The 17,760-nt window shown below is 44.6% G+C and carries 19 protein-coding genes and 2 riboswitches; of the genes, 13 read left to right on the forward strand and 6 right to left on the reverse strand.

What is annotated here, in order from left to right; genetic code table 11:
• Positions 1-38: 38 nt before the first annotated feature.
• Entirely contained in the window at positions 39-374 is a 336-nt protein-coding gene (locus ACK1LH_RS07400; RefSeq protein WP_029281797.1) for a DUF3905 domain-containing protein, read from the reverse strand.
• A gap of 75 nt (positions 375-449) precedes the next feature.
• On the opposite strand from ACK1LH_RS07400, the gene ACK1LH_RS07405 reads away from it, so the two are divergent.
• From ACK1LH_RS07405 to ACK1LH_RS07415, 3 genes are all read left to right on the forward strand, one after another.
• Positions 450-587, forward strand: a complete 138-nt coding sequence (locus tag ACK1LH_RS07405; RefSeq protein ID WP_168713757.1) for a hypothetical protein — start codon at positions 450-452, stop codon at positions 585-587.
• Between the two features lie 87 nt (positions 588-674).
• Complete coding sequence (locus tag ACK1LH_RS07410) at positions 675-851, forward strand: hypothetical protein (RefSeq protein ID WP_029281795.1); 177 nt, start codon at positions 675-677, stop codon at positions 849-851.
• Complete coding sequence (locus tag ACK1LH_RS07415; RefSeq protein ID WP_168713758.1) at positions 848-1,003, forward strand: hypothetical protein; 156 nt, start codon at positions 848-850, stop codon at positions 1,001-1,003. The genes ACK1LH_RS07410 and ACK1LH_RS07415 overlap by 4 nt, the downstream gene beginning before the upstream one ends.
• A 39-nt stretch (positions 1,004-1,042) precedes the next feature.
• On the opposite strand, the gene ACK1LH_RS07420 is transcribed toward ACK1LH_RS07415, so the two are convergent.
• Both ACK1LH_RS07420 and ACK1LH_RS07425 read right to left on the reverse strand, forming a co-directional pair.
• A complete protein-coding gene (locus ACK1LH_RS07420) occupies positions 1,043-2,809 on the reverse strand; it encodes a B12-binding domain-containing radical SAM protein (RefSeq protein ID WP_203290041.1) in 1,767 nt (588 codons plus the stop codon).
• Between the two features lie 116 nt (positions 2,810-2,925).
• Complete coding sequence (locus ACK1LH_RS07425; RefSeq protein ID WP_051865119.1) at positions 2,926-3,972, reverse strand: acyltransferase family protein; 1,047 nt, start codon at positions 3,970-3,972, stop codon at positions 2,926-2,928.
• A 295-nt stretch (positions 3,973-4,267) separates the two neighbouring features.
• Here ACK1LH_RS07425 and ACK1LH_RS07430 point away from each other — a divergent pair, with 295 nt between their 5' ends.
• The 5 genes from ACK1LH_RS07430 to ACK1LH_RS07450 all read left to right on the forward strand — a co-directional run bounded on the left by ACK1LH_RS07430 (position 4,268) and on the right by ACK1LH_RS07450 (position 9,756).
• Positions 4,268-6,457, forward strand: coding sequence for a PAS domain-containing sensor histidine kinase (locus ACK1LH_RS07430; protein WP_029281789.1), 2,190 nt, complete (start codon positions 4,268-4,270; stop codon positions 6,455-6,457).
• A 12-nt stretch (positions 6,458-6,469) separates the two neighbouring features.
• Positions 6,470-6,964 carry a methylated-DNA--[protein]-cysteine S-methyltransferase gene (locus ACK1LH_RS07435; RefSeq protein WP_029281787.1) on the forward strand — a complete coding sequence of 165 codons (495 nt, stop codon included), beginning with the start codon at positions 6,470-6,472 and terminating at the stop codon, positions 6,962-6,964.
• A gap of 261 nt (positions 6,965-7,225) precedes the next feature.
• Positions 7,226-8,056, forward strand: coding sequence for a tryptophan 2,3-dioxygenase (gene kynA, locus ACK1LH_RS07440; RefSeq protein ID WP_411334889.1), 831 nt, complete (start codon positions 7,226-7,228; stop codon positions 8,054-8,056).
• A gap of 547 nt (positions 8,057-8,603) precedes the next feature.
• Entirely contained in the window at positions 8,604-9,185 is a 582-nt protein-coding gene (locus ACK1LH_RS07445; protein WP_029281783.1) for a metalloregulator ArsR/SmtB family transcription factor, read from the forward strand.
• A 10-nt stretch (positions 9,186-9,195) separates the two neighbouring features.
• Positions 9,196-9,756, forward strand: a complete 561-nt coding sequence (locus ACK1LH_RS07450) for a GNAT family N-acetyltransferase (RefSeq protein WP_411334890.1) — start codon at positions 9,196-9,198, stop codon at positions 9,754-9,756.
• Here the strand turns inward: ACK1LH_RS07450 and mtnA are convergent.
• From mtnA to ACK1LH_RS07465, 3 genes are all read right to left on the reverse strand, one after another.
• On the reverse strand, positions 9,683-10,744 hold the full coding sequence (mtnA, locus tag ACK1LH_RS07455; protein ID WP_203290043.1) for an S-methyl-5-thioribose-1-phosphate isomerase: 1,062 nt from the start codon (positions 10,742-10,744) through the stop codon (positions 9,683-9,685). The two genes, ACK1LH_RS07450 and mtnA, sit on opposite strands and share 74 nt — an antisense overlap.
• A 12-nt stretch (positions 10,745-10,756) precedes the next feature.
• Entirely contained in the window at positions 10,757-11,941 is a 1,185-nt protein-coding gene (gene mtnK, locus ACK1LH_RS07460) for an S-methyl-5-thioribose kinase (RefSeq protein WP_411334891.1), read from the reverse strand.
• A 131-nt stretch (positions 11,942-12,072) separates the two neighbouring features.
• A riboswitch (SAM riboswitch) is annotated at positions 12,073-12,230 on the reverse strand.
• Between the two features lie 96 nt (positions 12,231-12,326).
• Complete coding sequence (locus ACK1LH_RS07465; RefSeq protein ID WP_411334892.1) at positions 12,327-13,115, reverse strand: carbon-nitrogen family hydrolase; 789 nt, start codon at positions 13,113-13,115, stop codon at positions 12,327-12,329.
• Positions 13,116-13,216: 101 nt separating this feature from the next.
• On the opposite strand from ACK1LH_RS07465, the gene ACK1LH_RS07470 reads away from it, so the two are divergent.
• From ACK1LH_RS07470 to ACK1LH_RS07490, 5 genes are all read left to right on the forward strand, one after another.
• The gene (locus ACK1LH_RS07470) at positions 13,217-14,407 is read left to right on the forward strand and encodes a pyridoxal phosphate-dependent aminotransferase (RefSeq protein ID WP_411334893.1); all 1,191 of its coding nucleotides are present in this window, start codon (positions 13,217-13,219) and stop codon (positions 14,405-14,407) included.
• Between the two features lie 53 nt (positions 14,408-14,460).
• Positions 14,461-14,568, forward strand: a riboswitch (SAM riboswitch).
• 80 nt (positions 14,569-14,648) lie between these two features.
• A complete protein-coding gene (mtnW, locus tag ACK1LH_RS07475; protein ID WP_411334894.1) occupies positions 14,649-15,887 on the forward strand; it encodes a 2,3-diketo-5-methylthiopentyl-1-phosphate enolase in 1,239 nt (412 codons plus the stop codon).
• Positions 15,884-16,546 carry a 2-hydroxy-3-keto-5-methylthiopentenyl-1-phosphate phosphatase gene (locus ACK1LH_RS07480; protein ID WP_411334895.1) on the forward strand — a complete coding sequence of 221 codons (663 nt, stop codon included), beginning with the start codon at positions 15,884-15,886 and terminating at the stop codon, positions 16,544-16,546. Before mtnW ends, ACK1LH_RS07480 begins: the two co-directional genes overlap by 4 nt.
• Complete coding sequence (locus ACK1LH_RS07485; RefSeq protein WP_029281766.1) at positions 16,543-17,175, forward strand: methylthioribulose 1-phosphate dehydratase; 633 nt, start codon at positions 16,543-16,545, stop codon at positions 17,173-17,175. The genes ACK1LH_RS07480 and ACK1LH_RS07485 overlap by 4 nt, the downstream gene beginning before the upstream one ends.
• A gap of 25 nt (positions 17,176-17,200) precedes the next feature.
• Complete coding sequence (locus ACK1LH_RS07490) at positions 17,201-17,734, forward strand: 1,2-dihydroxy-3-keto-5-methylthiopentene dioxygenase (RefSeq protein ID WP_411334896.1); 534 nt, start codon at positions 17,201-17,203, stop codon at positions 17,732-17,734.
• Positions 17,735-17,760: the final 26 nt, after the last annotated feature.

The following is a 17,760-nucleotide window of genomic DNA, read 5'->3' on the forward strand; positions in this document are numbered from 1 at the left end:
CCCCAATGGCTGCACCTTTGGGGAAAAAGGGCTTATTTCTAATCCTGTCCATACCCTGCATCTTTATCAGGATGAGAAAACGGAAAGCCATCAGGCTTTTTTTTGCTTTCTAAAAGCTCACGGTTTTCAGGTGTGTTCCAGCCGATGTCGTTAGTAGGATGGACCCATTGATCGCCCGCCATGATGGAAGGATCGACATCATCGCTCCACTGATTTAAGGGAGACTGTTTGGAATCATAAAAACTGTCCCCGATTAAAACGCCGTATTCATTGATAAAGGGTTTTTTCATGGTTATGCCTGTTCCTTTAAAGGACGGGGCACTTGCCTGGTGAGGCATTGTTTCATCCATCGCAAATTCATCTTTTTCACTCATATTCATCACCTCTGTAGTAGTATTGTCTGCTTTTTGGCAGGCTATGAAAGAGACATCTACAAGGAGGAAAAGGATATGAACAAGGAATTTCCGGTTGCAGCTCTTCAGGATCAGTTTCTTGAAAAAGTGAAAAAGATGGAAAATGAACTGAGAGAACAAACAGGCGAAGAGATTGTACTTATTGCCTACAAACACAATAAACAGCAAAACTGACTCGTTTTCCCTCTAATGAAGGATTCGGATTCGCCTAACACTATAAACAGTGAGGTGCTTCTCACAGACTTTCAGGGGGGTATGAAGATGAAAAGAAAAGCCGCAAGAAATCAGGCAGTGAAAAATAATACAACACCGAAAGAAAGCATGGCCGATACTGAATTTGCTGCAGAGGCGGTATACAGCAGCGAGAATCCTGCCAAGGGTGCAAACCGCAACAGTAAAAACGGCAGCAAGGGACGGTCAGGAGGGTCATTCTCATGACAAAGAAGACACACAAAAGCAAAGAGAGCGGACAGCATAAAAAGCAGATGGATCCTGATCTGCTGAAAGAAGAGTTCGGCACTGAAATGGGCGATTATAATTCAGCAAAGTTTTTGGAGGCGGCATCATCCAAAAAGAAGACATGCAAATAAAAGAAAAACCGCTCAGGGGAGCGGTTTTTCTTTGTTATGTCAGCTGACTTTATTATGGAGTTTGTTTTCTTGTACAGCATAGGAGCTTGCCGTCCGTGTAACTGGATCATAATGAACAAGCAGGATGCTCTCGCCGGGCAGCATTTCTCCGTTTCTCAAAAATGCATCCATGTCAAACGGCACCTTATCAAGAATCGTATGCTTATAAAGATCTTTTTCAGTGAAAGCTTTTTCCTCAAATTCTTTTCCAAGCAGTGATGGCTGGGATAGAATCGCCTGATAAATCGTGCTGCGCTCTGACTTCGTCAGCATGTCGTTCCACCATGGCTTGCGCGGTTTATGTTTTTGAGAGGACAGATAGTCGTATTTCATAAATCCTTCTGCCATGTCAGCCTGTTCTTTATGAAGGACAGACAGGAACTCATAAAGACGTTTAAATAAGTCTTCAAGCTGATGCCCGATTCGGACCCATCCCTGTTCGTCCCAGTAGGTACCGAATTGCTGGAAGAAATCAAACGGGGTCTCAAACACATTCTTGATCAGAAATTCGACCGTTGCATCCATCCTGTGATCATTCCAGTACTTCTCAAGCACATCTTCAACTTGTTTAATCTTCACGATATCTTCAAAAGAAAGAACATTATTTTTCAGGATTTCATAAGGCGAGTGGTCCATGTACACATAGTCATGGTCGGCAGCGCGCAGCCGCAGCCCTGTGCCGCGCAGCATTTTCAAGAAGCCGAGCTGCAGCTCCTCAGGACGCATTTCAAATACATCATTAAATGTCTTTTTAAAGGATGTATAATCCTCCTCAGGAAGTCCGGCAATTAAATCAAGATGCTGGTCAATCTTTCCGCCTTCTTTAACCATTGTGACTGTCCTCGTAAGCTTGCTGAAATTCTGGCGTCTCATCACAAGATCATTTGTCGCATCATTTGTGGACTGCACGCCGATCTCAAAACGGAAAAGTCCTTTTGGGGCATTGTCATTTAGAAACTGAATGACTTCAGGCCGCATAATGTCGGCGGTTATTTCAAATTGAAAAACCGTTCCCGGCATATGCTCATCAATAAGAAACTGAAACATCTCCATCGCATAGCTTCTGCTGATGTTGAACGTCCTGTCAACGAACTTTATGGTTTTAGCGCCGTTTTGCATCAGGTAGCGGATGTCATCTTTCACTTTTTCACGGTCAAAATAACGGACGCCTACCTCGATGGAAGACAGACAGAACTGGCAGCTGAACGGACAGCCTCTGCTTGTTTCGATATAGGTAACCCGCTTTGAAAGGTGTGGAATGTCCTCTTCAAAACGAAAAGGAGAAGCAAGTTCAGCCAGATTGATTTTATTCCGCTGAGGATTGATCAGGACCTCGCCATGATTTCTGTAGGCAATTCCAGAGACATTCTTCATATTTTTGTCTGATTGAAGAGCAGTCAAAAATTGCTTGAACGTCTCTTCACCTTCGCCGATGACAATATAATCCGCTTCGGGTATGGATTCCATCCATTCTCTTGTGTCATACGTCACCTCGGGACCGCCGAGCACGATGATGAGGGAAGGATCGATTTTTTTCATCATTTTCATGATTTTAATGGTTTCTTCGATATTCCAAATATAGCAGCTGAAACCAACAACATCAGGTTTCATGCGAAACAGATCGGTCACGACATTCATCGCCGGATCTTTAATTGTATATTCAGCAATGGCCACATCAAAGTCAGGCTGAGCATGTGCTTTCAGGCAGCGCAGGGCAAGACTTGTGTGGATGTATTTTGCGTTCAGCGTACTCAGTACAACGTTCATTTATTAACACCACTTCTAACATAATTTTTAATCCTATCTATTCTATCACATTTTATCCATAATAAAGCGACCTAAAAACATGGAAAAACCCGCTGCACAAGCAGCGGGTCCTATTATTAGCGGTACTGCACCTTTTCTTCTCTGTTTTTGAAGAATTTGCGCAGATTTGTTGCTTTCAGCTCAATAATCGGCTGTGTAACAGTTTTAACAGCATTTGTAGACAAGATGAACGTCAGAAGAACGGACAGAAGAACAATCAGTGTGACGCTCTGATAATCTTTAAGCCATTCGAGAGCCTCGCTGTTTCTGAAGGATCTGACAATGAATCCGTGCAGCAGGTAAACGTAAAATGTCCGTGTTCCCCAATGTGTAAAGAAAAAGCGGCTTTTAGGAATCAGGGAAAGAAAACTGAATGTAAGGACAAATGTCAGTGTGTAAAACCCGAGACGGATCAGCCCGTCTTCAATGCCGACTCCGCCAAACTGGGAGTATGGTTTTGAACCAAACAGCCACTCGTAGTCAAAATCCATAAAGAAATAGGCGGCGAAAACTGCCATCAGCATGGAAATTGATGCGAGGCGCACTTTTACTCCAGTCAGTCGTTTGAAGTGTGATTTATCAAGATAGAACCCGACTAAAAACAGCGGGAAGAAGACAAACGTTCTTGACACACTCAAGTAATTGCTTGCTGAATCGACATAGCCAATTCCTACTCCAAGCGCGATGGCGACAAGAATGGCTGCTCTCTTATCAAGCTTCGTATAGGCGAACAGGAAGAGATTCCAGAAAAACAAGCTCATCAGGAACCAAAGCGACCAGTGCGGATCGAGCGGATTGACGGCAAGAGCGCTTTCGGATTCAACAAGGAAGTAATAGACAGAGTAAATTCCCTGGAAAATCAAATACGGGATAATCAGTTTTTTAAAGATTTTCTGAACATAGCCTTTTTTATTGTACCCTTTTGCAAAGAAGCCTGATATTAAGATAAAGGCAGGCATATGAAAGGTGTACACAAATTTATAAACATTCAGCATAAACTCGTTATCATCAATAAATGAGCGAATAACATGACCAAACACAACAAGAATGATCAGAATAAATTTCGCATTATCGAAATAGCTTTCACGATTTTTCACAGTATCACCCATTTTCACAGAAGTCATTAAAGGCTCCTGCAGTTAGTTTTCCCATAAGGGATATTACTACCCTTTGTACCCTTTCTTAAAAGAGTTTAAAACAGCCAAATAGCAATATAGCTGTTTTTAAAGGGATTGTAAAGAAGTTGTAAGGTGCATGTAAAAAGAACAAATTTTTGCATTCTTCCATGATTCCTCCTTTTTGCATAGGTCCTTAGCAATAAAATTGTCAAATCAGGTAAAACGGTGAAGGACTATTCAGTATTCTGTAGAATTACAGGGGAGATGAAAATTTGCCCGTCGGCAAGGAGCGGAATGATGCATGAGCAAAGTAATGAATGAATGTGAAGTGACGTCATTGCAGGAGCAGATCACGATATTGAAAGAAGAAAATAAGCGGCTTGCAGAAGAGAGCCGTCAGCAGGAATTGATTATTGAAAGTGCGATGGAAGCGATCATCATCCTTGATGAATCGTTTCATTTTATAGATTGCAACAAATCTGCCTGTCATCTTTTTCAGCTGGATAAGCAGGAAATGAGCAAAAGAAAGATGTGTGATTTTCTTTCACTTGTTCCCCACCAGCAGCTGCTGAATCAAGTGGACGAGCTTCGTGACAGGGATCAAATAGAAGATGAACTGATTATCAAGCTTGACAACGGCCAGGTGAAATTTATTGAACTGTCCATTAAGAAAAATGCACTCGGAACCCGGCATCTTGCTCTTATGAGGGATATATCCTCCAACAAAATGCTTGAGCGGGAACGGACGATCAACGAACAGCTCTTTAAAGATCTGTTTCACAGGGCGGTAGACGGCATCGTCATATTTGACGGGAGCGGCCAGTTTATTGATGCGAACGGCTCGTTTTGTCTGAATTTTGAAATAGATAAAAACAGCCTGGGCTCATTTAAGCTAGAGGATTTTGTTGAGCACCAGAATCAGTTTAAACTTGATAAGCTCTGGTCTATTTTAAATGAAGGAGGCAGGGCAAAAGGTGAAATGCCTGTGACGCTTTTGTCAGGGCGCAGAAAAGTATTTGAATTTACATCCACCTCCAATGTGCTCAGCGGGTTCAACATGGCCATTATGAGGGATATCACGGAAAAGCGGAATATGGAAATGAAACTGTTCAAAAGCGAGGAACGTTTCAGGGAAATATTTGAAAATGCAATAGATGCCATTATTATCTGGAACAATGACGGGCGGATCATCAGCGCCAATCAGTCAGCCTGCAGAACGTTTGAGCTTTCAATGGAAAACCTGATCAGCAGCAGCATTTTTGATTTTATGGATCTCAGTGAATCCAAATTCAGAACAGTCAAAAAAGAATATGTAAAATCAGGAGCTATTCGCGAGGAGCTCTTGTTTTATATGCCGAACGGCCAGTGCAAGCAGCTGGAATTCACATCTAAAATGGATGTAACGGACGGGCATCATCTGACTATTCTCCGGAACGTTAGCGACCGAAAGCAAATGGAAAAAGAATTAAGGGAAAGCGAACAGAAATTCAGGAAAATTTTCAACGGGGCAATGGACGGCATTGTACTGATCGATGACAATTACACCATTATTGACGCCAATCAGGCAGCAGGAAAAATCCTCGAGATCCCTCTTGAGGACATCCATAAGTACAATCTGCATGAGCTCATTTCCTATGATAAAATGGAAGGCAGCGCCATGTATCTCATGGACGAAATGACAGAGGAAATTCCATTTAAACTCCAGAACAACAAAGAAAAAATTCTTGAATTTTCATTAAAACGGCATATTATCGAAAACATGAACCTGGCTATTTTCAGAGACGTTACGGAGAAGAAGGAGCTTGAAGAACGGCTCCGCAAATCTGACACGCTGAGCGTTGTCGGAGAGCTTGCAGCAGGGATTGCGCACGAAATCCGAAACCCGATGACGGCTTTAAAGGGTTTTATCCAGCTGCTTGAGGCGAATGTGAAAGAAGACTTTTCCATGTATTTTAACGTGATTACATCTGAACTGAGCCGGATTGAATCCATCATTACAGAATTTCTCATACTCGCAAAGCCGCAGGCCATTTCCTATCAGGAAAAAGATGTCGTGACCATAATGAAGGAAACAATCGATCTTTTGAACGCTCAGGCTATATTGGTCAATGTGCAGATCGAGCTTTTTCATAATGGCTGCGTGCCTCATGTATACTGCGAGCCGAATCAGCTCAAGCAGGTCTTTATCAATATTTTAAAAAATGCGATTGAGGTTATGCCGTCAGGCGGTACAATCCAGGTCAATATATCCCTGAAAAACGAAGATGAACTTCATATTTCGATTATTGACGAGGGGTCAGGCATTCCTGAAGACAAAATCAAGCGCCTCGGGGAACCTTTTTATACAACGAAAGACAGGGGAACTGGACTCGGCCTAATGGTAAGCTACAAAATCATCGAAGAGCACTGCGGAAAAGTGGAGGTTGAAAGCGAAGTCGGAAAAGGCACAGCTTTTCATATCAGCCTGCCGCTTCATCAGACATCATGCTGAAAGGAAGACATCATGAACGCATATAAATCAGTCAGCACGCCAATGGGAATTCTCCGCATAACATCAGACGGAACGTATATAACGAATCTCTTTTTAATGGAAGAACACCTGCATGATTTCATGGAAAAAAATCAGGTGCAGGAGAGCAGCGAAGACCCGCTCCTCAATAAAGCAGAGAAGCAGCTGAATGAATATTTTGCAGGCACCAGAAAAGACTTCAGCCTGCCTCTGAAGCAAAAGGGAACAGCCTTTCAGGAAAAGGTGTGGCAGGCGCTCACTGAAATTCCTTATGGCACTTCCTGCACGTATCAGGCCATCGCTGTAAAGACAGGCAACCCAAAAGCTGTCCGCGCAGTCGGACAGGCCAACAGAAAAAATAATCTTCCCATCATTGTGCCTTGCCACAGGGTAATTGGAGCAAACGGCCGTATGACGGGGTATGCAGGAGCGAATGTCCATTTAAAGCAAGTGCTGCTGGACCTGGAAAAAATACCATATAAAATGTAGGTTTGCTTGTCACTTTTTAGCCTTCGCGACATATCATTTGATAAGGGTAAAAAAGTTGCTTAAGGGCAAATTGGAAGGGCGGGCTTAAAATGTGGAAAAGGCCGAATAAACTTGCATTTTATACGAGTCTCCTGACTGCCATGCATGTGCTGACAGAAGAACAGAAAAAGCTGATTTTAACTGATAAGAACAGATAAAGTGAAAAGGAGTTCAAGCGATGAACTCCTTTTGCATGAGGAGAATTGGGGCGGGGGGAAAATCATGAAAGATCCAAAAGACGAAAAAGGGATACATACCGATTTCAGCAGCCGGATGACATACGGGGAATATTTGAGTCTCGGACAGCTGCTTGGCAGTCAGAACCGATTATCTGGCCATCATGATGAAATGCTGTTTATCATTATCCATCAAGTCAGCGAATTATGGATGAAGCTGATTCTGCATGAGCTGCAGGCGAGCATACAGGCAATCGAAGATGGAAACCTGTCGATGGCATTTAAAATGCTTGCCCGCGTCTCAAAAATCCAGTCACAGATTATCGAATCCTGGGACGTGCTTTCTACATTAACGCCGTCTGAATATGTGCAGTTCCGCGACAAGCTTGGCCAGGCTTCAGGATTTCAGTCCCATCAGTACAGACTGATTGAATTTGCCCTCGGCTATAAAACCACGCATGTTCTGGAAATTTACAAAAAAGATGAAGGGCTGCACAGCGAGCTGTCAAAAGCCCTTAACAGCCCAAGCATTTATGATGTTTCAATTCAGGCACTCGCTAAAGCAGGGCTTCCGATTAGAGATGAGATTCTGAGCAGGGATCTTTCTCTGACCTATAAAGGCGATCCTTCAGTAGAGGCAGCCTGGCTCGAAGTATACAGGAATCCCGGCACCTACTGGGACTTGTATGAGCTTGCTGAAAAATTGATCGATATTGAGGACTGGCTTCAGCAATGGCGTTTCCGCCACAAGAAAACAGTCGAACGGATCATTGGATTCAAAAAAGGAACAGGCGGATCTTCAGGGGTCACCTATTTAAAAAAAGTACTCGATCACCGTTTTTTTCCTGAACTGTGGGATATCCGGACGAAATTATGATGACATGGGCTCAAGCTGAATGCTTGGGTCTTTTTTTTGTGTGGTTGTGCTGGGGGCAGCTTTTAAGAGCACTTTTGTTTTGTTGGGGGGCAGAGTTTGTGCTGCAAACATTGTTTAAGAGCACTTTTTTCTTGCTGTGAATCAGAGTTTGTGCTGCAAACATTGTTTAAGAGCACTTTCGTCTTGTTGCGGATCAGAGTTTGTGCTGCAAACATCGTTTAAGAACACTTTATTCTTACTGTGAATTAGAGTTTGTGTTGCAAACATTGTTTAAGAACACTTTCGCCCCTGTGCCAGTCAGAGTTCGTGTTGTAAACAACAGTTAAGAATACTTTCACCACTGTGCTAGTCAGGGTTAGTGTTGTAAAAGTCGCTTAAGAACGAAAACGTATTCGCGACAATCTGAGTTTGTGCTGCAAACATCCCATAACAGCAATTACCCCCTCCCAGGCAAAGCGCCAGTTTTTCAAAACCGAGATTGACAGAAATATCTAATTCGATTATCATCTAATTAGATAATAATCGAATTAGATGGAGGGGAACAACTATACAGCTCAGCAAACTTGTCACATTTCACAAAGTAATGGGAGATGCCACACGCATCCGCATTCTGGCTCTTTTGGCGAAAAGCCCTAAAAACGGGCAGGCGCTGGCCGGAATACTGGGTTTGACGCCGCCTACCATCACACATCATTTAGCGAAACTAAGGGAGACAGGCGTTGTCACTGAAAAACGGGTAAAAAACACCGTCTATTTTCAGGTGAACGAAAAGCTGCTGCAGCAGCTTTCACTTGGGATGATGGAAATTGTCACTGGAAAAGGGGAGCTTGAGATGAATCAGGAAAAAACGGGTGAACATGCGAGAATTCTGGGGAACTATTTAACAAAAGATGGAAAATTAAAAACCATTCCGCCGCAGCGGAAAAGAAGGCTTATTGTTTTATATCACTTGGCTAAAGAATTTGAGCCGGGAAGAAAATATCCGGAAAAAGAGATCAATGACATCATAAAAAAATACCACGAAGATTTTGCGACGATCAGGCGGGAATTTATAGTGAATCATATGATGTACCGCGAGAACAGCATCTATGAACTGAACCCTAAAGAGCTTTGGGCGAAGATTGAATAGGGGGCATTGTATGCTGACATTTGTACCGGTGCAGGACAAGCATCTCCTTGATGCAGAACTCTGTATCATGAACTCAAATCCTGCGTATAACTTAATTTCTGAAGACAGGGAAATGCTTAATAAGCAGGACATAGCAGAAGACAGGGAAGAAGGGAAAGCAGTCAGTGCCAAACGATTTTTAATCATGGACGGCGATTTTCCTGCAGGCATATTCGAATATTGCCCGCTTAATCCGAGTGATAAAAAACCATGGATTGGCTTGTTTATTCTTCACCGTTCTTATCATGGAAAAGGGTATGCCGCTGCAGCATATGAGACAGCAGAAAAGCTGCTTCTGGATGAAGGGTTCTCTGAAATGAGGCTTGGAGTCCTGACCGAAAATGAGCGGGGGAGGAAGTTTTGGATCAAGATGGGGTATTCTGCTTTTAAAGAGGGAGTGCACAAAAGGCAAGCCCATCATCCACTTCACAAAACAAATCAAGTAGAGCCGGATGGCTCTACTTTTTGGCTTGTTGGAAGAGGTTTTTTATTTCCAGCAGGTAGTCTCCGGATAAAACGCCTTCCTCTGTGATAATGCCGGTTATTAGTTCATGAGGCGTTACATCAAATGCGGGATTAAATACCTGCACTCCTTCAGGTGCAACGCGGCAGCCCGCTATGTGAGTGATTTCTGCAGCATCACGCTCTTCTATTGGAATGTCTGCTCCGCTGCCTGTTGCAGGATCAAAGGTCGAAAGAGGTGCAGCTACATAGAACGGAATCTGGAAAGCATGTGCAAGAAGGGCAAGGCCGTAGGTGCCGATTTTATTGGCTGTATCTCCATTTGCAGCAATCCGGTCAGCACCGACAATGATGGCTGAGATCTGTTTTGTGCGGATCGTATGCGCAGCCATACTGTCTGTAATCAGCGTTACATCAACGCCTGCCTCCATAAGCTCCCATGCTGTCAGCCTTGATCCCTGCAGCACAGGACGTGTTTCACAGGCGTATACACGCAAAGGGATGCCTTTTTCTTTTGCCAGGTAAAAAGGCGAGAGAGCCGTTCCGTATCTTGCTGTGGCAATAGAGCCTGCATTGCATATGGTCATAACAGCGTCGCCTTCATTAAAAAGAGGCAGAGCATGCTCGCCGATTTTCCTGCACGTTTCTTCATCTTCAACCTGTATTTGTATCGCTTCATGCAGCAGAACTGTTTTTGCTTCTTCTGCAGATATGGCATGCTGCACACTGTTTTTCAAGCGGCTGAGAGCCCAGAAAAGGTTGACGGCAGTCGGCCTTGAACTGGCAAGATAATCATGATCGCGGGAAAGCCATTTTTGAAATTTCGAAATATCATCTGTTTCATAGTTTTTTGCCGCGAGCGCGAGCCCGAAAGCAGCTGCAATGCCGATTGCAGGGGCTCCGCGCACTTTAAGGGTTTTAATGGCATCCCACACATCCTCAACCGTTTCGAGGTGAAGATATTCCGTCGCAGCAGGCAGTTTCTGCTGATCAAGAAGGCGGATATAGGATTCTTTCCATTCGACAGAACGGGGTATGATGGATTGCTGATATGTCATGGTGCATGCTCCTTATCTGACAGGTACTTGTTTGAAATAGTCTGCAATTTGTGCAGGTGTTTTGATGCTGCTGCGGTGCTTGACAAGTTTCTTTCCGAGTTCGAGCGCGCGGATTTTAGCTTCGATCTTTCTGTCATGCGGCTCTATTAAATCAAGGTCTGCAACGTGCGCAAGCCCGATGGTTCTTCTGATGATTTCCACACCTGCAAAGCCAACCGCATCTTCAAACGTTTTTTCCAGGATGAAGGAAAGATAGCCGTCGATTCCTGTGTAAACTTCAAGGCCGTCTTTCTCCCATGCTTTAGAAAATTCCTCTGCAAAGACAGTCCAGGCCGTTTCAATATGATCAAGGAGGACCTGCTGTTTTGCTTCCTCGCGTGAAATGGCATTCATTAATAAATTGGCTGTGAAATGTCCATAGTCAAAACCAGTCGGTCCATAATAAGCAAATTCCGGATCGATGACTTTTGTCGTTTCATCATCTGCAAAAATACTGCCCGTATGAAGATCTCCGTGAACGAGGGTTTCTGCTTCTGTTAAAAATTTATGCTTCAGCTTGGCAACTTCAAGCTTTAGTTCCGTGTCGTTCCAAATGGCTTCTGCTGCAGGTCTCAGTTCATCTTCAAAGCTGTTTGATTCGACATCAAAAAAGGGATCTGTAAAAACGAAATCTTCCGTTATTTTGCATAGCTCAGGGTTTGAAAACTGCTTTACCAGCTGCTTTTTTGTCTGCGGATTTAAAGCGAAATCCGAGCTGTAGAAAAGGGTTTTTCCAAGAAATTCACCAATGTGGCGTCCAAGAAGAGGGAAGTCTTTGCCTTCGATCAATCCGGCGCGTGCAATCTGAAGATGGGATAGGTCCTCCATCGCTGTAATGGCAAGTGTTTCGTCTGAGTAATAAATCTTCGGCACGTAATCTCCTGCCGTTTCAGCCTGCTTGAGCATGGCGCTGCTTTCAATTCTTGCACGGTCGAGCGTAAGCGGCCAGCTCTCGCCGATAACCTTTGCATATGGAAGAGCCTGTTTAATGATCAGGCCGTTATTTGATTGATCGGTAATGCGGAAAACGAGATTTAAGTTGCCGTCTCCTATTTCCGTGCAGGAAAGCACGCTCTTTTCTTCAAATAATCCAAGCCTGAGGGCCAGTGTGAAGGCAGCGCTTTCTGTTAATGGTTCATAAGATTGATAGTTTGACATGGGTTTCTTCCTCCGGTTTCATATGGACTTTTACTGCCAGCAGCAGGAACATGTCATCTGAGAAAGAGGCTATGTACATGTAAAAAAGCCTCTTTCACAGGGAAAGAGGCTTGAAGGCGCAGGCTTCGCACCTCTTATCTGCCAGAAAGATGTCTTTCTGCTGGAATTAGCACCGTGCCTTGTGGAAGATGTCTTCCGGCGCAAAAAGCTGCGCCCCATTTCGCAATGGTATTACGGTCGGTTGCTGGGCATCATAGGGCCAAATCCCTCCGCCTGCTCTTGATAAGAGATTGTATTAAGTTTGTTTTCGAATAATTCGCAATTGATCACTTGTTCTGAATGTTAACAGGTTTCAAAGAAAAATGTCAATGGTTTTTTTAGAAAGTTACAAATAAAAATGGGGAAGTCTGTCTTCAAAAACGGGAATTTGCTTTCGGATTTCTTTCACTTTTTCCAGGTCGATTTCTGCTGTAAGAACGGCTTCCTCTGTCCCTGCTTCAGCAAGAATTTCTCCCCATGGATCTATGATCATGGAATGACCGGCAAATACATTTTTCGGATCCTCCCCTGACCTGTTGCACGCTACAACGTAGCACTGATTTTCAATTGCGCGGCTGATAAGCATGGTTTTCCAGTGATGAAGTCTCGGAAGCGGCCACTCTGCGACAACGAACAGGATCTCAGCTCCATTAACGGTATGAGCGCGAATCCATTCTGGAAAACGAATGTCATAGCAAATGACTCCGGCACTTTGAATTCCTTCAAGCTTAAAAAGCCCTTTTTCTGTGCCGCCATTTAGATACAAGTGTTCATCCATCAGTTTGAAAAGGTGCAATTTGCTGTATTCGTGCAAGAGTTCACCCTGTCTGTCAAACACGTACATGGTGTTCGTTACCCCTGCCTCTGTCCTTTTAGCCACAGACCCTGCTATGATATTAACCGAGCAGTTTTTTGAAAGTTCGCTCATCAGAGAGAGGGTGCGTTTTCCTTCTTCATCTGCGAGCACATCAAGACGTGTCAGGTCATATCCGGTCGTCCATAACTCCGGCAGTACAATCACATCAGGTTTGTCGCTAAGCATGATGGATTTCATCTTTTCTTCCACTGCTGCAATGTTTTCGTCCGGTTTTCCGAAAGCAATGTCTGTCTGAAGGCAGGCGATTTTAAGTTTCATATGCGTCATCTCCGCTAAAAAATATTTTCCTTTACAAGCTGACTATAACAATATATGATTTTTCACTAGAATTTCAAGAATTTTCATAAGAAGGTGCAAAGATGAAAAAGTTCGAGCAATCAGTGCTATTAAATAATCTTCCAAAACAATTTTTTGCAGGTCTCGTTGCAAAAGTTAACACAAGTATTGAGGCCGGACATGATGTCATTAATCTTGGCCAGGGGAATCCGGATCAGCCGACGCCGCCTCATATTGTAAAAGCCCTGCAGGAAGCAGCAGGCAAACCGGACTATCACAAATATTCCCCGTTCAGAGGACAGCGTTTTTTAAAAACGGCGATAACAGAATTTTATCAAAGGGAATATGGCGTTACACTGGATCCTGACACAGAAGTGGCGATTCTATTTGGGGGAAAGGCAGGTCTTGTCGAAATTCCGCAGTGTCTCCTTAATCCCGGTGAGACGGTTCTTGTTCCCGACCCGGGCTATCCCGATTATTGGTCAGGCGTAGAGCTTGCGAGGGCCCGTATGGAATATATGCCTCTTTTGAAGGAAAATGAGTTTTTGCCTGACTATTCCAAGCTCTCTGAAAAAGCGAAGGCGGATGCTAAGCTCATGTTTTTAAACTATCCGAACAACCCTACAGGGGCAGTTGCAAGCCGGAGCTTTTTCGATGACACGGTTGCGTTTGCTGAAGAAAATGACATTTGCGTCGTGCATGATTTTGCCTATGGAGCAATTGGCTTTGACGGCAAAAAGCCGGTCAGCTTTCTTGAATCCGAGGGAGCAAAAGAGACTGGAATTGAAATTTATACGCTGTCTAAGACGTATAATATGGCAGGGTGGAGGATCGGGTTTGCAGTCGGCAATAAAAGCGTCATAGAGTCGATTAATCTTTTCCAGGATCACATGTTTGTCAGTGTGTTCAGCGGAATACAGGAAGCAGCAGCTGCTGCTCTTCTTGCCCCGCAGGATTGCGTCAGCGAGCTTGTCGCACGCTATGAAAGCAGGCGTGCGGCGTTTATAGACGCACTGAACGGCATCGGCTGGAAAGTGGAGGCTCCTCCGGGATCATTCTTTGCTTGGCTGCCTGTACCCGGGGGATTCACATCGGAATCATTCGCTGACTATCTGCTGGAACACGCTCATGTTTGCGTGGCGCCGGGCATTGGATTCGGGACGTTCGGTGAGGGGTATGTCCGTGCGGGACTTTTAACCTCTGAAGAGAGATTGAGAGAAGCAGCTGAAAGAATAAAATCTTTAAATCTCTTTTCACAGTCAGTTGACAGCTGAGGGAAAAGCTGTCATAATCCAAATTAATTTCAGGTTATTCAGAACATATACAATTCTTATCAAGAGCAGGTGGAGGGACTGGCCCGATGAAGCCCGGCAACCGACTTAAACGATGTTTAAGCACGGTGCTAAATCTTGCAGCAATTGCTGGCAGATAAGGATCTTACCCATTTCAGATAAGGTCTCTTCCGTCAGCGGAGGGGACCTTTTTTATTTTCTAATTCGAAAGGCAGGCATAATCATGAGCGGCGTTACAGCAACTTATCTCATCTATGATCAGAGCAGCATCCAAAAAAAAGCAGAAGGAATCGCCATAGGCCTTACGGTCGGCTCATGGACGGACCTTCCGGAGCTTACACAGCAGCAGCTGAAACAGCACAAGGGCCAAGTTGTATCAGTTGAAGAAACGGATGCTGAAGAACGCATTTCGGAGTTTCTCGGAAAAAAAGTGAAAAAAGGAATTGTAAAAATATTTTATCCTGGTCTTAATTACTCTCATGACCTTCCTGCAGTCCTTACGACGGTTTTCGGAAAGCTTTCCCTTGACGGCGAAGTGAAACTGCTTGATTTGGAGTTTACAGGAGATCTTCTTTCTTCCTTTCAGGGACCTGCATTTGGCATAAGCGGGATCAGGGAAAAGCTTGGAGTCTATAACCGGCCTCTTCTCATGAGCATTTTCAAAGGAGTCATTGGACGTGATCTCACGTTTTTAAAAGATCAGCTCAGGCATCAGGTACTTGGCGGCGTTGACCTTGTAAAGGATGACGAAATCCTGTTTGACAATCCTCTGACTCCGTTTGAGCAAAGAATTACAGCAGGAAAAGAAGTGCTTGGCAGCGTGTATGAGGAGACCGGCCATAAAGCTATGTATGCTGTTAATTTAACTGGAAAGACCTTCAGCCTCAAAGAGAAGGCAAGACGCGCTGCAGACCTCGGGGCGGACGCCCTGCTGTTTAATGTTTTCGCTTATGGTCTTGACGTTTTGCAGGAGCTTGCAGAAGACAGGGAGATTCATGTCCCGATCATGGCGCACCCTGCTGTAAGCGGAGCCTTGTCTTCTTCCGCCCTATACGGGATTTCGCACTCTCTGCTGCTTGGAAAGCTGCTGCGGCAATGCGGTGCGGACTTTTCCCTCTTCCCGTCGCCATACGGCAGTGTGGCACTTGAAAGGGATGCGGCACTGTCCATCGGTGCAGCGTGCAAAGAGACTTCCGGCATAAAAGAAACGTTTCCGGTTCCATCAGCTGGAATTCATCCGGGCCTTGTTCCTGTTCTTATCCAGGATTTCGGCATCGACAGCGTCATTAATGCCGGCGGAGGCGTACACGGGCATCCAAACGGTGCGCAGGCGGGCGGAAGAGCTTTCCGCTCTGCAATCGATGCTGTACTTGAAGGCATCTCATTATCTGAAAAAGCTAAAAGCGAACGCGACCTTCAGCTTGCGCTTGATCTTTGGGGTCAGGTGGAGGCGGGCCGATGAGCAAACCGGTTATTATCTGTGATTTTGACGGCACCATTACAAACAATGACAATATTATCGCGCTCATGAAACGATTCGCTCCTTCTGAGTGGAACACTTTAAAAGATGATGTTTTAAGCCAGCGCATTTCAGTCCGTGAAGGCGTCGGAAGGATGTTTGAGCTGATCCCTTCAAAGCTCAAGGCTGATATGATTCAGCATTTGCTGTTCACCGCACAGATCCGGGACGGATTCAGTGATTTTGTTCAGTTTGCAAAAGATCATGAAATACATCTGTACATTGTAAGCGGAGGAATTGATTTTTTCGTCTATCCGCTGTTAAACGGGCTTGTGGAATATGATCGTGTCTACTGCAATGAATCAGATTTCAGCGGGGAATTTGTTCAAATCCTCTGGCCGAATTCATGTGATGACAGATGCACAAATGACTGCGGATGCTGCAAGCCGAGCATCATCAGAAAGCTTGCTTCCTCTGATCAGGAGGTCATTGTAATCGGAGATTCGGTGACAGATCTTGAAGCGGCCAAGCTTGCAGATTTTGTGTTTGCCAGGGATTATCTTCTTGAAAAATGTGAAACTCTTCAGCTGCGGCATCAGGCATTTTCAACTTTTTATGACGTGATTGAAGGGCTGAAGAAAAGGCAGGAGGCGGCAGTATGAGCTTATATAAACAGCGCTGGAGTGAGCTTGCAGCTGTGAAAAGGGAACTGGCGGAACGGGACTGGTTTCCGGGAACAAGCGGAAATCTTGCGATAAAAGTTCATTCAGATCCGCTCTCGTTCCTGGTCACATCAAGCGGAAAAGACAAGAGACTCCAAACAGATGAAGATTTTCTGCTTGTGGACGGTGCTGGAACACCCCTTGAAGATACAGCACAAAGACCTTCAGCGGAAACCCTTCTGCACGTAGAAATCTATAAGCGGACCAGTGCCGGCTGCAGCCTCCATGTCCACACTGTAGACAATAATGTGATCTCTGAATTGTATGGCGATGAAGGCGGAATCACCTTCAAAGGGCAGGAGATCATTAAAGCTTTCGGGCTGTGGGAGGAGGATGCCGAATGGCATATTCCGATTATTGAAAACCCTGCGGACATTCCTGCTCTTGCTGCTGACTTCGGCAGACATGTCAAAGGCAGCTCTGGTGCCGTTCTTATCCGGAACCACGGCATTACGGTTTGGGGAAAAGACGCGTTTGAAGCCAAAAAAGTGCTGGAAGCGTGCGAATTTTTATTTTCCTATCAAGTGAAACTGCTTGCTCTTAAACAGGCAAAATCGCTCGTGCGATAAATTTACCATACAGGAGGAATGAAGGATGGCGACGATCCGTTTTCAAGAAACGAATGAAAGATTAACAGATCAAAAGGAAGTTTCAGCATTTCTTAATGCGCAGGAGGTCATTTATGAGCAATGGGATATTGAGAAGCTGCCGGAGGCATTGAGAGAAAACTACAGCCTTTCTGATGAACAGAAAGAAGAAATTCTTCAGGTGTTCACAAATGAAATTGCGGATATCTCGGAACGCCGCGGCTACATGGCACAGGACGTTATTTCTTTGTCTGAAAGCACGCCGAATCTAGAACAGCTTCTTCAAAATTTCCAGAAGGAGCACCATCATACAGATGATGAAGTCCGCTTTATTGTCAGCGGCCACGGTATTTTTATTATCCAGGCAAAAGACGGCTCATTTTTCGATGTTGAACTGAATCCCGGCGACCTGATCTCTGTTCCTCCGAACATCCGCCACTACTTTACGCTGCAGGAAGACCGTAAAGTAGTAGCAGTCCGCATTTTTGTAACGACTGAAGGATGGGTGCCCATCTACGAAAAAGAACAGCAGCAGGCTTAAACGGTCTTAATCCCCCCTTCATTTTC

Origin of the sequence: Metabacillus indicus (assembly GCF_046603695.1) — a bacterium.
GTDB lineage: Bacteria > Bacillota > Bacilli > Bacillales > Bacillaceae > Bacillus_P > Bacillus_P indicus.

Coding starts and splice junctions, on each gene's coding strand:
- mtnW (WP_411334894.1), top strand. CDS start 14,649: ATGAGCGGCGTTACAGCAACTTATCTCATCTATGATCAGAGCAGCATC.
- kynA (WP_411334889.1), top strand. CDS start 7,226: ATGAAAGATCCAAAAGACGAAAAAGGGATACATACCGATTTCAGCAGC.
- ACK1LH_RS07470 (WP_411334893.1), top strand. CDS start 13,217: ATGAAAAAGTTCGAGCAATCAGTGCTATTAAATAATCTTCCAAAACAA.
- ACK1LH_RS07410 (WP_029281795.1), top strand. CDS start 675: ATGAAAAGAAAAGCCGCAAGAAATCAGGCAGTGAAAAATAATACAACA.
- ACK1LH_RS07420 (WP_203290041.1), bottom strand. CDS start 2,809: ATGAACGTTGTACTGAGTACGCTGAACGCAAAATACATCCACACAAGT.
- mtnA (WP_203290043.1), bottom strand. CDS start 10,744: ATGACATATCAGCAATCCATCATACCCCGTTCTGTCGAATGGAAAGAA.
- ACK1LH_RS07435 (WP_029281787.1), top strand. CDS start 6,470: ATGAACGCATATAAATCAGTCAGCACGCCAATGGGAATTCTCCGCATA.
- ACK1LH_RS07465 (WP_411334892.1), bottom strand. CDS start 13,115: ATGAAACTTAAAATCGCCTGCCTTCAGACAGACATTGCTTTCGGAAAA.
- ACK1LH_RS07425 (WP_051865119.1), bottom strand. CDS start 3,972: ATGACTTCTGTGAAAATGGGTGATACTGTGAAAAATCGTGAAAGCTAT.
- ACK1LH_RS07400 (WP_029281797.1), bottom strand. CDS start 374: ATGAGTGAAAAAGATGAATTTGCGATGGATGAAACAATGCCTCACCAG.
- ACK1LH_RS07490 (WP_411334896.1), top strand. CDS start 17,201: ATGGCGACGATCCGTTTTCAAGAAACGAATGAAAGATTAACAGATCAA.
- ACK1LH_RS07405 (WP_168713757.1), top strand. CDS start 450: ATGAACAAGGAATTTCCGGTTGCAGCTCTTCAGGATCAGTTTCTTGAA.
- mtnK (WP_411334891.1), bottom strand. CDS start 11,941: ATGTCAAACTATCAATCTTATGAACCATTAACAGAAAGCGCTGCCTTC.
- ACK1LH_RS07415 (WP_168713758.1), top strand. CDS start 848: ATGACAAAGAAGACACACAAAAGCAAAGAGAGCGGACAGCATAAAAAG.
- ACK1LH_RS07485 (WP_029281766.1), top strand. CDS start 16,543: ATGAGCTTATATAAACAGCGCTGGAGTGAGCTTGCAGCTGTGAAAAGG.
- ACK1LH_RS07450 (WP_411334890.1), top strand. CDS start 9,196: ATGCTGACATTTGTACCGGTGCAGGACAAGCATCTCCTTGATGCAGAA.
- ACK1LH_RS07430 (WP_029281789.1), top strand. CDS start 4,268: ATGAGCAAAGTAATGAATGAATGTGAAGTGACGTCATTGCAGGAGCAG.
- ACK1LH_RS07480 (WP_411334895.1), top strand. CDS start 15,884: ATGAGCAAACCGGTTATTATCTGTGATTTTGACGGCACCATTACAAAC.